Source organism: Ruegeria jejuensis (assembly GCF_041537905.1).
Lineage (GTDB): Bacteria > Pseudomonadota > Alphaproteobacteria > Rhodobacterales > Rhodobacteraceae > Ruegeria_C.
Map to the genome: position 1 here is coordinate 35032 of NZ_JBGRUO010000011.1, position 12254 is coordinate 47285.

General features: G+C 59.2%; 12 protein-coding genes and 1 tRNA gene. 9 read left to right on the forward strand and 4 right to left on the reverse strand.

Annotated elements, in window-relative coordinates:
• The first annotated feature begins 68 nt into the window (after positions 1 to 68).
• Positions 69 to 557: a transglycosylase SLT domain-containing protein gene (locus AB1E34_RS13930; protein WP_372572949.1), complete on the forward strand. Its 489-nt coding sequence runs from the start codon at positions 69 to 71 to the stop codon at positions 555 to 557.
• Between the two features lie 42 nt (positions 558 to 599).
• On the opposite strand, the gene aqpZ is transcribed toward AB1E34_RS13930, so the two are convergent.
• Positions 600 to 1289 carry an aquaporin Z gene (gene aqpZ, locus AB1E34_RS13935; RefSeq protein WP_372572950.1) on the reverse strand — a complete coding sequence of 230 codons (690 nt, stop codon included), beginning with the start codon at positions 1287 to 1289 and terminating at the stop codon, positions 600 to 602.
• Between the two features lie 226 nt (positions 1290 to 1515).
• On the opposite strand from aqpZ, the gene AB1E34_RS13940 reads away from it, so the two are divergent.
• The 3 genes from AB1E34_RS13940 (at position 1516) to AB1E34_RS13950 (ending at position 3651) form a co-directional block, all read left to right on the forward strand.
• A complete protein-coding gene (locus AB1E34_RS13940; RefSeq protein ID WP_372572951.1) occupies positions 1516 to 1917 on the forward strand; it encodes a helix-turn-helix domain-containing protein in 402 nt (133 codons plus the stop codon).
• 37 nt (positions 1918 to 1954) lie between these two features.
• A complete protein-coding gene (locus tag AB1E34_RS13945) occupies positions 1955 to 2656 on the forward strand; it encodes a LuxR family transcriptional regulator (protein WP_372572952.1) in 702 nt (233 codons plus the stop codon).
• Between the two features lie 116 nt (positions 2657 to 2772).
• Positions 2773 to 3651 carry an acyl-homoserine-lactone synthase gene (locus AB1E34_RS13950; RefSeq protein ID WP_372572953.1) on the forward strand — a complete coding sequence of 293 codons (879 nt, stop codon included), beginning with the start codon at positions 2773 to 2775 and terminating at the stop codon, positions 3649 to 3651.
• Between the two features lie 100 nt (positions 3652 to 3751).
• Here the strand turns inward: AB1E34_RS13950 and tig are convergent, their stop codons facing one another.
• Positions 3752 to 5083: a trigger factor gene (gene tig / locus AB1E34_RS13955; protein WP_372572954.1), complete on the reverse strand. Its 1332-nt coding sequence runs from the start codon at positions 5081 to 5083 to the stop codon at positions 3752 to 3754.
• 183 nt (positions 5084 to 5266) lie between these two features.
• Entirely contained in the window at positions 5267 to 6394 is a 1128-nt protein-coding gene (locus AB1E34_RS13960; RefSeq protein ID WP_372572955.1) for a porin, read from the reverse strand.
• Positions 6395 to 6728: 334 nt separating this feature from the next.
• On the opposite strand from AB1E34_RS13960, the gene AB1E34_RS13965 reads away from it, so the two are divergent.
• The 5 genes from AB1E34_RS13965 to AB1E34_RS13985 all read left to right on the forward strand — a co-directional run bounded on the left by AB1E34_RS13965 (position 6729) and on the right by AB1E34_RS13985 (position 10587).
• A complete protein-coding gene (locus tag AB1E34_RS13965) occupies positions 6729 to 7661 on the forward strand; it encodes a carbohydrate kinase family protein (protein ID WP_372572956.1) in 933 nt (310 codons plus the stop codon).
• 17 nt (positions 7662 to 7678) lie between these two features.
• Complete coding sequence (locus AB1E34_RS13970; protein ID WP_372572957.1) at positions 7679 to 8344, forward strand: D-lyxose/D-mannose family sugar isomerase; 666 nt, start codon at positions 7679 to 7681, stop codon at positions 8342 to 8344.
• 129 nt (positions 8345 to 8473) lie between these two features.
• Positions 8474 to 8558 (forward strand) — tRNA-Leu (locus tag AB1E34_RS13975).
• Between the two features lie 406 nt (positions 8559 to 8964).
• Complete coding sequence (locus tag AB1E34_RS13980; protein WP_372572958.1) at positions 8965 to 9885, forward strand: methyltransferase domain-containing protein; 921 nt, start codon at positions 8965 to 8967, stop codon at positions 9883 to 9885.
• 192 nt (positions 9886 to 10077) lie between these two features.
• Positions 10078 to 10587, forward strand: a complete 510-nt coding sequence (locus AB1E34_RS13985; protein ID WP_372572959.1) for a Hint domain-containing protein — start codon at positions 10078 to 10080, stop codon at positions 10585 to 10587.
• Here the strand turns inward: AB1E34_RS13985 and AB1E34_RS13990 are convergent.
• Entirely contained in the window at positions 10584 to 12170 is a 1587-nt protein-coding gene (locus AB1E34_RS13990; protein ID WP_372572960.1) for an NAD(P)H-hydrate dehydratase, read from the reverse strand. The two genes, AB1E34_RS13985 and AB1E34_RS13990, sit on opposite strands and share 4 nt — an antisense overlap.
• Between the last annotated feature and the right edge of the window lie 84 nt (positions 12171 to 12254).

Here is a 12254-nt window from a genome sequence, read left to right on the forward strand (position 1 = left end):
ACGACCGTCCCGGTTGCAGTTCCCCTCGCGCCAGCCCGGCGCTAGTCTGTCGTGAACAGGAGACCACAATGCCCCCCATCCCCCGCCGAACCGCGATGACGATGCTGATCGCGACAACCTTGCTGACCGCCTGCGGAGATCGTGCGCGCGGCACCGAACGGCCCGAGCCTTTCGATCCGCCCCTCTATCCGAATGAGACGCCCGAACTGCGTGCATCCATCAACAAATGGGCCGATCATTACGAGATGCCACGCGAACTGGTGCATAAGCTCGCCATCCGCGAAAGCACGCATCGGCCTTGGGCGGTGAACCGACCCTATTACGGGTTGCTGCAGATACTGCCCGCGACTGCCCGGTCAATGGGGTATCGCGGCTCACCAAAAGGGTTGCTGGACGCGGACACCAATCTGGAATTTGCCGGGAAATATCTGCGCGGGGCCTGGCTGCTGTCCAATGGCGATCAAGCCTATGCGATCCGCCTTTATGCCAAAGGCTACTGGCCCGAAGCCAAACGCGCCGGAATGCTGGTCGAAACCGGGCTGGTGCAGCCGAAATAAGGGCGCGCGCCGGGCCATTCATAACCCGGCGCGCCTCTGGCCTCAGTCTTCGGGTGACATCACCTTCCAGATCACTGCACCGATGGCTGCCCCGATCAGCGGCGCCACCCAGAACAGCCAGAGCTGCGCCAGCGCCGGTCCGTCAGCAAAAAGCGCCACACCGGTGGAGCGTGCCGGGTTGACCGAGGTGTTGGTCACCGGGATCGAGATCAGGTGGATCAGTGTCAGGCCCAGACCGATCGCGATCGGCGCGAAGCCAGCCGGTGCCCCCTTGGAGGTCGCTCCCAGGATGATGATCAGGAAAAACGCCGTCATCACGATCTCGATCACCAGGGCGGCCATCAGCCCATAGCCCTCGGGCGAGGCTTCGCCATAGCCGTTTGAGGCAAACCCGCCGACCCCTTCGAACCCCGCCTTTCCCGAGGCGATGATGTAAAGAACCAATGCCGCAACGATTGCGCCCAGCACCTGTGCCACCCAATACGGCAGCAATTCGCGCCCCTCATGCCGCCCCCCCAGCACCAGGCCCAGCGTCACGGCCGGGTTGAAATGACCGCCCGAGATATGGCCGACCGTATAGGCCATCGTCAGCACCGTGAGGCCGAAGGCAAAGCTGACCCCAAGCCAACCGATTCCCACATCGGCGACACCCGCGGCCAGAACCGCACTGCCACACCCCCCCAGAACCAGCCAGAACGTCCCGAAGAACTCGGCAATCAATTTCTTTGTCATGTTTATCTCCCTCGTGAAATACCCGTCATTCAACGCGATTGTTTCTGACATATGCGGCCAAAAGGCCTCATAATCACGTCCACGTTACCACAACAACAACTTAAGACTGAAAATAGTTGATTGATAACAATCAATAATGCACAGTTACTTTCGTTGATCGGTATGGCTGTGTGTTTTGGTCGGATCGGTCGTGAGGGGAAACGTAATAGGTTTAGTAGGTGACGAGGTGGAGACTGTTGATTTTGTCGTGGGCCAGAGGATTCGGGCCCGTCGCGTAGCTATGGGGGTGAGCCAGGCGGATTTGGGGAAATCCATTGGTGTAAGGTTCCAACAGGTACAAAAATACGAATCCGGTACCAACCGGGTCAGCGCATCGCGCCTTTGGGCGATCGCTGAGGCGCTTGACGTGCATGTAAGCCACTTTTTTGCCGGGATTCGGCCTGCAAGTGCAGATTCTGGTGACAAATCTGCACCAAAAGATGAATTCGGCTTCCTGAAAGAGCATGATGCTGTTGAAATGTTGTCAATCTATCGCAGTTTAAAGCCTGCACATAAACATGCGGTCTTGTCCTTTGTGCGTACATTGACGCAAGATGCAACTGTAAGGCGGTTCGACGAAGCCAAATAGCGGCCCGGACCGCCACCCGCTTGAAAGGGGACATGCGGTGAAGCTGATCGATCTCGGGGCGGCGCCTGATCAGGAAACTCAATACAAAGAGTTTCTGCATCAGTTGTGCGACCAGTTCGAAATGGACCATGCCGCTTATGCGGGCATGAACCCAGCCGCTGGCACAATTCACGGCCACGTCACCTATGGCGACGATTGGAAGGCGCATTACGAGGAAAATCAGTTCCAGCTGATCGATCCAACGTTGCATATGAGCCAGCGCAGCATTGCTCCGGTTGACTGGAGCAGGCTGGAGCGCAGCGGCGACTTTCAGCATGTTTTCAAAGATGCGTCAGATTTCGGCATTTGCGATCAGGGGCTGACCGTCCCTGTTCGCGGCCCTTTCGGAGATATCGGGCTGCTGAGTGTCAACCGCGATTGCAGCTCGGAAGAATGGAAAAAGGTGGTCGGCAACGTGATTGGCGACCTGCAATCCATGGCGGTCCATATTCACGATTCGGTCATGCATTCCGATGAGTTGAGCCGCATCCTCTATCATCCCTCCCTGTCCTCGCGCGAGGTTGAAATCCTGCAATGGGTCGCAGCAGGCAAATCGCAGCAGGATATCGGAGATATCCTGTCGATCTCGCACCGAACAGTTGAAGTGCATTTGCGATCCAGCCGTGACAAGCTTTGCGCGCTGACGACGCCACAAGCGGTCGGACGGGCAATAGCTAACGGTTTAATCTACCCCAGCTAGACTCGAACTTCTCCAACTAAACCAAAAAGTTCGTCCACTACGGGAATCCCCGAATAGTGCTTCCGGTCATGTTGGGTAACTATCAGTTTACATAACCACTCGCCAAGGGGGAAACCATGATACTGGTAATAGATGCCTTAAACAAACACCTGTTCACAAACATCCTTGAGGACATGTTCCAACTTCGTGCACGCGTCTTCGGGGGAAGACTGGGCTGGGAAGTGAATGTGGAAGACGGCAAGGAGATCGATGATTTCGATCATCTGGACCCGGCATATGTCGTTGGGCTGAATGACGATGGCAATGTCGTCTCTTGCGTACGCGCCCTGCAGACCACCGGCCCACATATGCTCTCGGACGTGTTCTCTGCGATCCTCGACGGAGAGCCACCAATTCGTAGCGCGACGGTGTGGGAATCGACGCGCTTCTGTGTGGATACCAACCGCCTGACTCGCGGCAAGGACCGCAATTCCGTATCCTACGCCACATGCGAATTGATGATCGGTTCGCTGGAATTTGCCCAACGTTCGGGCATAACGGATATCGTGACCGTCATCGACCCGGTGATGGACCGTGTCCTCAAACGCTCCGACAATGCCCCATATGATTATGTCGGCAAGAAGGTCGGAATGGGCAAGGTGCCCGCACTTGCCGCCCTGCTCGACTGTTCGGAGGAACGGATCAACCGGGTGCGTGAGTTCTCGGGCATTAACCATGACGTCTTCATCGATGAAGAAGCGGCATTATCCAGGTTCGGCACAACAGCACCCGATCCAAAGCCCGAAAACCCCTTTGCCCCGGCCGCCGCGAACAAAGACAACCTTCCGCGCAGCCAGCTTGAGAACTATCTTTTCGAGCAGCTTGACCAGGCGACCAACGAAAGCGAACGCCAGGCGGCGCTGCGCTTGATGGACGCTCTGTCCAACACCTTGTCCAGCGAACAAAAGACCGCAATGCGCTCGGGCGCGAGCCGCGTTCTGGCCAAAGGCGCCTAAACGCGCCCCGTCTCGCCACTCACTCGCGAACGGAAAGAGCCGCCCCAGATATCTGAGGCGGCTCTCCTTATTTTGGCTCATGCTGTCGCACCAAAGAGGATCACTCGTCCTCAAGCGCCTCGACGGCTTTCTGCAGATCGTCCTTGCTGACTTCCTTGTCGCTGACCTGGGCCAGTTCAAAGACATAATCCACAACCTTGTCTTCAAAGATCGGCGCACGCAGTTGCTGCTGCATCTGCTGGTTCTGCTGCACGAATTCAAAGAACTGACGCTCCTGCCCCGGATACTGACGCGCCTGCGCCATTACCGCCTGGCTCATTTCAGCGTCGGTCACTTCAACCTCGGCCTTCTTGCCCAGCTCGGCCAGCAACAGGCCCAGACGCACGCGGCGCGACGCCAGCTTGTTGTGCTCCTCGGTCGCCTCGATCTCTTCGTGATCATGGCCTTCAACGTCCGGGTTTTCCTCGTGCCACAGCTGATGCGCGATCTGCTTGGCCTCGGCTTCGACCAGGGTCGGCGGCAGGTCGAACGCGACGAGGTCGTCCAGCTTGTCCAGCAGGCCGCGCTTCATCACCGCGCGCGCAGCACCGGCATATTCCGCCTCCAGACGCTCTGAAATCTGCGATTTCAGCGCGGCCAGATCCTCGGCGCCAAACTTGGTCGCCAGTTCATCGTTGATCTCGGCGGCAACCGGTTCCTTCACCTCTTTTATGGTGCAGGAGAACACGGCTTCCTTACCGGCCAGATGTTCGGCCTGGTACTCTTCGGGGAAGGTCACGGTGACGTCTTTTTCCTCACCGGTCTTCACACCGACCAGCTGTTCTTCGAAGCCGGGGATGAAGCTGTTGGAGCCCAGCGCCAGCGGATAATCCTCGGCCGAGCCACCCTCGAAGGCTTCGCCGTCAACCTTGCCGACAAAATCCATAACGACCTGATCGCCATCCTTGGCCTTGGAGCCTTTCTTGCGCGCTTTGAAGTCCTGCGCATTCTCGGCCAGATTGGCCAGCGCCTCGTCCACGGCGGCGTCATCGGCCTTGACCACCAGCTTTTCCAGCTCGATGGATTTCAGATCAACCTCGGGGATTTCGGGCAGAGCCTCATAAGACATCTCGACATGCACGTCGTCGCCTTCTTTCCAGTCCTCATTGGTCATCTTGACCTCGGGCTGGAGCGCGGGGCGCTCACCGCTGTCTTCGAAATGCTGGTTCATCGCGCCGTCGATGCTTTCCTGCATCGCCTCGCCCAGCAAACGCTGGCCGTACTGCTTCTTCAGCAGCGCCATCGGCACCTTGCCTTTGCGAAAGCCCTTCATCTCGACTTCGGGCTGTGCCTCGGTCAGTTTCTCGTTGACCTTGTCGTCCAGCTCGGCGGCGGTGACGACGATGTTATAGCCGCGTTTCAGACCTTCGTTCAGCGTCTCGGTGACCTGCATCTGGTATCCCCATGAGGTTGGGGCGCGCAACCCTGGCGCGCCAAGCAAATTTGACGCCTTCTATTGGCCCTGCCCGGCCTGTGCAAGGCCCATCTGGCGCATCATTCCGGATTCGGACCGCCAAAAAGAAAAGACCGCCCCGGATTCCCGGAGCGGTCCGCTCTTGTACAATCCGATGACGGCTCAGAACCTCCAGCGCGCGCCCAGAACAACAGTCGACAGATCGTCGAAATCATCGGTCGAATCATCGTAGGCGTAGTTCTGATAGGTCAGGTAGGTGTCGACGTTGTAATCCTCGATCCGCTGAGCCACACCCACGCCCCAGACGCTGGAATCGGAGCCATCGGCATTGAAGTCCGAGCCGTCCCAGTAATGCACACCGATGCCGGTCTTACCGAGATTTGGCAGCCAGTTCTCGGTCTCATAAGCGATCTTGGCATAGTAGTAGTTCGGGTCGGTATCCGTGTCGGAATCGACATCGCGGGTACCGGCGGCCACGGTAAAGCTCAGCCCGCTGTCCAACAGAACCGAGGCAGAGCCGATCACGTCCTCACGTTTGGCGCTGCCGTCCCCTTCGCGAACCTGATACGCTAGCGCCGCGTTCAGCTTGGCCCCCGCGAACTCGTTCGAGTAATAGGTGCCGAAATCATAATAGTCGCGGTCGTCATCCTCACCCAGTACGTTACGCCCCCAGGCCGCACCAAAGCTGAAGCCATTGAAGGACGGGGTGTCATAGCGGATGCGCGCCCGCCGCGAGCCATCGAAATCATCCGTAGTATCCCCGACAGTCGGGCCACTGAGAGCACCGGCAGTATCGCGGAAGAGGAAGCTGAAGTTGGAATCGGCGGTGAAGGAATAGAGCGCCAGGCCAACATAGGACAGGTCCTGCTCCGCCGCACCATCGGCAAACATGCTACCCTGACCGGCTGACACCTTACCCCAGTTGCCTTTTAGCGAGAAATCGACATGGCGGATATCCTGACGGGTCCAACCGCCGAAATCATTGCCAAGCTGGCTGGTTTCAGTCGAGTTCGGCAGCCCCAGCGCCGTTTCAAAGCGGAACTGGAAAGTGTTGGCGCCGTAGGGCTGGATCACCTCCAAGCCGACCCGGCTGTTGGATGCGTCGTAGTCGCGCACATTGGTCTCGGTCTCCTGGCCATCATCAACCGAGATGATCGCCGGGTTGAGCTGCCCATAGAGCTTCACATAGCCACCCGAGTTGTTTTCGTACTTCAATTCGGCCGCAGCGGGGGCGGCAAAAGCCGAAGCCGTAAGCGCCGTAAGGGAAACGGCCCTGAGAGTCTTAGTCATTGGAATCACCCATAACGGTAGTTGCTGGAACACCCTGTTCGACTTGATCGATAGATTGGTTTTTATTGATCTAAACAAACGACCCTGGCGCCCAGTCGGCAAACAGATCGCCCGGTCCTTATGTGACCCTGATACTTGAACACGACCCGAAGCAGAGGCCGCATATTGCCGCACAGCTGGTTTCGGTCAATATCCGCCGATCGAACGGGTCGCGCCCGCTCCCCCGACGTTCTCGCGCGGCGTTTTTTGGCCTCAACTGCGATCAAATTACTTGTTTAATCCTTGGAAATATCAGAAACGTTAGCGCAATCATTCCAAGTCTGAAAGCGATCGCATGATATTGTGTTGTGGCGAAGCCCTGATCGATATGCTCCCGGCCCGGACCACCGCCGGAGCAGAGGCCTTTGCGCCACATTGCGGTGGTGCCGTGTTCAACACCTCGATTGCGCTGGGACGTCTTGGGATCGAAACCGGCCTGCTGACAGGGTTGTCGCAAGATTTCTGGGGCGAGATGCTGCGGGACGCCTTGAATGAGAGCCATGTAGATCCCGGGTTTTCGGTTGTCAGCGACCGCCCCACCACCCTGGCCTTTGTGCAGCTCAAGGACGGGCAAGCCAGCTACAGCTTTCATGACGAGAACTCGGCCGGGCGCGGGATCACGTCGCAGGACCTGCCCGATATCCCCGATCGGGTCGATACGCTGTTCTTTGGCGGCATCAGCCTGTGCAACCCGCCTTTCAGCGACAGTCTGGTTGCACTGGCCGAGCGCGAGGCCGGGCGGCGCACCATCATGGTCGACCCCAATATCCGCCCGGGCTTTGTCAGTGACGCCGAGGCCTACCGGGATCGGCTGACGCGCCTGATCGCGGCTGCCGATCTGATCAAGGTCTCGGACGAAGACCTCGCCTGGCTGCGTCCCGATCTTCCCGATGACTTGGGCCGCGCCGACGCGCTTCTGCAGGCCGGTCCCGCGCTGGTCCTGCTGACGCGCGGCAGCGCCGGGGCCACCGCCTTGCGAGCCGGTGCCGAGCCAGTCAGCGCAAAGGCCCGAAAGGTCACGGTCGTGGATACGGTCGGCGCGGGTGACACGTTCAACGCAGGCTTCATGGCCAAGGCGCAAGAGCTTGGCCTGCTGACCCGTCATAAACTTCAAACCGCCAGCGACACCGACCTGCGCTCCTGCCTGTCCTTCGCCGCCCAGGTGGCGGCGGTGACCGTCTCGCGCGCAGGCGCAAACCCGCCCTGGGCCAAAGACCTGACCAACTGATTGCCAAAGGCCACATCATGAAACGATCCGAAATCAACGACATCCTTGCCGAAGGTGACGCCTTCATGCGCCAGCACGGCGTCATCCTGCCTCCCTTTGCCTATTGGCAGCCCGAACAGCTGCGCGGCGACGAAGCGGCACTGATCCGCGATCGCGGCCTGGGCTGGGACATCACCGATTACGGGGAAGGCCGGTTTCACGAGTTGGGCCTGTTCCTGTTCACCACCCGCAACGGCGCGGTCGAGGATCTGGGCGCGGGCAAGGGCATGCTCTATGCCGAAAAGATCATGATCTCGCGTGACAAGCAGCTGTCACCGATGCACCGCCACAACATCAAGGCCGAGGATATCATCAACCGCGGCGGCGGCGATCTGGTGCTGGAACTCTGGGCACCGGACGCAACCGGCGGCATCGACCGCGACGCCAAGGTTACCGTGCCCTCGGATGGTGTGATGGTCACGCTCGACCCCGGTGGTCTGCTGCGTCTGAAACCGGGTCAGAGCGTCACCCTGATGCCCGGCATCTGGCACGCCTTCTGGGCAGAACAGGGTGATTGCCTGATCGGCGAGGTTTCAACCGTCAATGACGACAGGACCGACAACGTGTTCGAAGCCCCGATCGCGCGCTTTTCCGATATCGACGAGGATGTCTCGCCCAGCCATCTGCTGGTGTCGGATTACTGAGACCTGAGGCGGTCAGGCCGAGCACGATCCCGGCGATCGGAAACCCTCGGCTTGCGCTTTTTTCGCTCGCACTCGGTTTCAACCTTTGTTATGCACCGCCGCACAGCGCGGCCCTGGGGCTGCACGGCTGCGGGTGTGGCGGAATTGGTAGACGCACCAGATTTAGGTTCTGGCGCCGCAAGGCGTGGGGGTTCAAGTCCCTTCACCCGCACCATACTGTTTTCAAAAGATAAACCATCGACGCCATGTTGGCGTAGAGACGCGCGAAAACCTGAGTTTCACAATTAGTTTCACAGTTTTCCGTTACGTTCTGGATTTGCTTTGTGCCCGATTGACTGCCCAAGTCTCCCTGTATGTGCAGGAATGAGAGTTTCTACATCGTTAAGGATAATTTCGCGTGTAAGGCCGCAAGTATTGCCGCAGCATTCACTAAGTGGACGTGAGCCTCCTCAAGCGGTATCCATGTTCTGGCGATCGTCTTTGCAGGCAGAAAGATCGAGTCGGAAGGCACCTGAGGAATTGGTGGGGCGACCCAGTAGCCGCGTTCCAAAAAGCTTGTTGGAACTGAACTGCCCTGTCGACGTGTTGCATGGTGTTTTGAAGGGTTTGGGTTCTCAAATATGTGGCAAGTCGATTGTGCAAAGAACACGCTCACCGCGATGTTGCCCTTTCAGCAAAGGCTGCGCGCTCTGAAACGGCGCATCGCCGGCAAGACGCATCAGATTCATGAGCAATCGGTTTATTCAGGTGGTTTTGACCAAATAAACTTCCTGACCGAAGCGGGGCTGGACCTTCGGGACAGCACTATTCTCGAGATAGGGACCGGCTGGTATCCGGTGATTCCGCTCATGTTGCGGGCGGCAGGCGCCAGGCAGGTCATCCTTACGGATGCCCATCCGCTGCTTGACCGGGAAACACTTGAGGCAGCGGTGGACTTCGTGGCAGCGCGCCGCACCGATCTGGCGGAGCGCCTGTGCACCACTGTCGAGAAGATCGAGGAAACTCTTGCCTTTCCCCATGATACACCACTCAATGAAGCTCTGGATGCGCTTGGGTTGACGTATCGCGTGCAGGCGTCGCTCAAGACAATGGATGTCCGCGTCGATGCCATCATAAGTCACACGGTGCTCGAACATGTTCCGCCCCCAGCTATTGTCGAATTGCTGGAGCAGAGCCGCGACATCCTGCGCCCGGGCGGGGTCATTTCCCACGGCATTGACCATTCCGACCACCGGGCGCACAGAGATGCGCGCCTGAGCCGTGTCGACTTCCTGCGCTACAGCGATACGATTTGGGGGCTTCTCTGCCTGAACCCGCAGGATTACACAAATCGCCTGCGCCACTCCGACTACGTCGCGATGGTGGATGCCGCTGGATACGACCTGGCGCTGGAGCGACCCATCTTGGATTCCGGGGCAAGAAAGGACCTGAATGAGATGGAACTGGCGCCCCGTTTTCAATCCCGCGACCCCGACGACCTTGCCGTTTTGTGGACAAATATTCTGGCCCGGCCGCGCACACCGAGTAAGGCAGCGGTTTAAGAGGTGACCTGAGCATTCAGGCTGCGCGTTCAAAGTTTTGGTTTTAAGGAACGTCTGATCTGTATCCCCGCCGGTCTGAATGCGCACAATTTGGCGGTTGCAAAGCCGGTGGCTCAAAAATTGCCGCCCCAACCTCACGCTTTTGCCACATTCCCAACGCCACACTGGCACATGCCGTCAAGTGAGAGCGCCATGACCCAGACCAGTGTCGACCACAGAACCGATCAGCCCACCCTGCCCCGCATTCAGGCAAAGGCAAAGGCAGACACGGGGTTTCTGTCCGGAACCGCTGTCATAACCCAGCGCGGCGAATGCCTGGTTGAAGACCTGGCCAAAGGTGACAAGCTCATCACGCGCGACCACGGCTTTGTTCCGGTGCGAGACGTAAAGCGGACCACCTGCCGCTGCCGCGCGATCTCCTTTGCTGCAGGCTCGCTTGGCGACACGCGACCCGATCAGGATCTGGTCCTGCCCGCCGGGCAGAAAGTGCTGATCCGCGACTGGCGCGCGCAGGCGCTGTTCAATGCCGACCGCGCCATGGTGCGTGCCGATGCCCTGCTTGACGGAGAGTTCATCCGCGATCTGGGCATTCGCGAAATGGTGCTTTACCAGATCGCATTCGATGCCCCCCATGTGCTCTATGCGGGCGGGCTGGAACTGGCGGCGGAACCATCGGGCGCAGCGCTCAGCCACGCAGCCTAGAGCCCCAGTTCCCGAAACACCGCGGGCAATTGCTCTGGCAGGTCCTCGGCGATCAGGCCGGGCCCAAAGTGGCGCGCGCATTCCACGTGCAGCCAGGCCCCTGTTTCCGCCGCCTGCATCGGGGCGAATCCCCGCGCCAGCAATCCGGTGATGAACCCCGCCAGCACATCCCCTGACCCGGCCGTCGCCAGCCACGGGGCAGCGCGCTCATAATGGGCGGAGTTGACCGAACAGCGCCCATCCGGTGCCGCAATCACCGTGTCCGGCCCCTTGAACAGAACAACGCACCCCGCCCGCTTTGCGGCCTCTCGCGTGGCGTCAACCTTGGAATAGGCCGGTCCCTTGGTGGGCACCGCGTTCAATTTTCTGGAGATATCAGGAAAGAGCCGCGCAAATTCGCCCCCATGCGGGGTAAGCACGCAAGATTCATGCAGCATTGCAAAAAGCGCGTCCGGCGCATCCGCAAAACCCGACAGAGCGTCCGCATCCAGAACCGTCGCGCGCGCGCTCTTTAGTGCCCCCGGCACCAGATCCCGAGCCCGCTCCAACCCAAGCCCCGGCCCGAGACAAAGCGCGTTCAAGCGCTCATCACTCAGCAATTCTGCCAGCCCATCGCCCCCTTCGACCCGGCGCAGCATCAGCGAGGTGATCTGGCCCGCCACCTCCATCTGCGCCGAAGGCGGTACCCCCAACGTCACCAGCCCCGAACCGATCCTGAGCGCGCCCCTTGCGGCCAACCGCGCCGCGCCGGTCTTGCCCGCGCCACCAGAAAGGATCAGGGCGTGGCCATGGGAGTACTTGTGAACGGTTTTTTCGTCTTGTGGCGTTCGATCCTTACCGCAAAAAACCCATGTGCCCATACCATCGTTGTCGTTTTCCAGCAGCACCTGAGAGCTGGTCGGATGAGGCCATTTCGATGGCAAACCGATAGGTGCGATTTTCAGCGAGACACATCCATTCGCTGCGGTGGCCAAGTGGTGACCGCATTTTGGTAGGTGAAAACTCACCGCCAGTTCGGATGGCAAGGCCAAGCCCAGCGGACGTCCGCTATCGGAGCAAATACCGCTTGGAATATCGACGGAGACTATTGCTCCTCTGGCACCCAGTTCCATCTCCGCGAGCGGCTGAAGAATTTCGGCAAGTTCGCCCTCTATCGGCCGAGTCAAACCTGTCCCAAACAACGCATCAATGATCCAAACACCTGTGCACAATTGAACCGGTGAATGGCGATCCGATTTGAAATCAGCGAGTGGCGAAACCGCGCCTATGGTCGACCACCGATCATAATTCACCCGCGCATCCGGCGGCAGCTTCTCGGGATCACCATAGAGGAACACCTCCACCTCCCAGCCGCGCTCCTTCAGCAACCGCGCCACGACAAACCCGTCGCCGCCATTGTTACCCGGCCCGCAGAGCACCACCGCCCGACCAACGCTTTCCGCCAGTTCCGGCCACTCCTCGAAAATCGCCTCGACCACCCCCTGCCCGGCCCGCTCCATCAGTTCCAGGCCGGTCACCTCGCCACTGTCGATGGCGGCCTGTTCGATGGCCCGCATTTGGGCGGCGGTCAGCAATTCACTCATCGAAAACCCCTCGCGATTCAAAACTGCGCAATTTTTATGCAACTTGCCTATTTTTTGACCGGGCGTTAGAAATCGCCACGTTCC